This window comes from Ramlibacter sp. AN1015 (assembly GCF_037726105.1).
GTDB lineage: Bacteria > Pseudomonadota > Gammaproteobacteria > Burkholderiales > Burkholderiaceae_C > Ramlibacter.
Map to the genome: position 1 here is coordinate 1 of NZ_JBBJUM010000031.1, position 1,196 is coordinate 1,196.

Genomic DNA, 1,196 nt, shown 5'->3' on the forward strand with positions numbered 1-1,196 from the left:
TCGATTACTCCATGATCTTGGCGACGACGCCGGCGCCGACGGTCTTGCCGCCTTCGCGGATGGCGAAGCGCAGGCCTTCTTCCATGGCGATCGGAGCGATCAGCTTGACGGTGATCGTCACGTTGTCACCCGGCATCACCATTTCCTTGTCCTTGGGCAGCTCGATGGAGCCCGTGACGTCGGTGGTGCGGAAGTAGAACTGCGGACGGTAGTTGTTGAAGAACGGCGTGTGGCGGCCGCCTTCGTCCTTGCTCAGCACATAGACCTCGGCGGTGAAGTGCGTGTGCGGCTTGATCGAGCCGGGCTTGCACAGCACCTGGCCGCGCTCGACTTCCTCGCGCTTGGTGCCGCGCAGCAGGATGCCCACGTTGTCGCCCGCCTGGCCCTGGTCCAGCAGCTTGCGGAACATCTCCACGCCCGTGCAGGTGGTCTTGAGCGTCGGCTTGATGCCCACGATCTCGATTTCCTCGCCGACCTTGACGATGCCGCGCTCCACACGACCCGTGACCACGGTGCCGCGGCCGGAGATCGAGAACACGTCTTCCACCGGCATCAGGAACGCACCGTCCACGGCGCGCTCGGGCGTCGGGATGTAGGTGTCCAGCGCGTCGGCCAGCTTCATGATCGCCTGCTCGCCCAGCTCGCCCTTGTCGCCTTCCATCGCCAGCTTGGCCGAGCCCTTGATGATCGGGGTGTCGTCGCCGGGGAAGTCGTACTTCGACAGCAGCTCACGCACCTCCATCTCGACCAGCTCCAGCAGCTCGGCGTCATCGACCATGTCGCACTTGTTCAGGAACACGATGATGTAGGGCACGCCCACCTGGCGCGCCAGCAGGATGTGCTCGCGCGTCTGCGGCATCGGGCCGTCGGCGGCCGAGCACACCAGGATCGCACCGTCCATCTGGGCGGCGCCGGTGATCATGTTCTTGACGTAGTCCGCGTGGCCCGGGCAGTCCACGTGCGCGTAGTGGCGGTTTTGCGTCTCGTACTCGACGTGGGCGGTATTGATCGTGATGCCGCGCGCCTTCTCTTCGGGGGCCGCATCGATCTGGTCATAGGCCTTGGCTTCGCCGCCGAACTTGGTCGACAGCACGGTGGTGATGGCCGCCGTCAGCGTCGTCTTGCCGTGGTCCACGTGGCCGATCGTGCCCACGTTCACGTGCGGCTTGGTCCGCTCGAATTTTCCTTTTGCCATT

At 64.8% G+C, this 1,196-nt stretch carries 1 protein-coding gene; it reads right to left on the minus strand.

The annotated features are described in order from the left end of the window. Positions 1–4 precede the first annotated feature (4 nt). A complete protein-coding gene (gene tuf / locus WG922_RS21915; protein WP_340285168.1) occupies positions 5–1,195 on the minus strand; it encodes an elongation factor Tu in 1,191 nt (396 codons plus the stop codon). Between the last annotated feature and the right edge of the window lies 1 nt (position 1,196).

Excerpts from the sequence above, each read along its gene's own strand:
- tuf (WP_340285168.1), bottom strand. The coding sequence starts at position 1,195 with ATGGCAAAAGGAAAATTCGAGCGGACCAAGCCGCACGTGAACGTGGGC.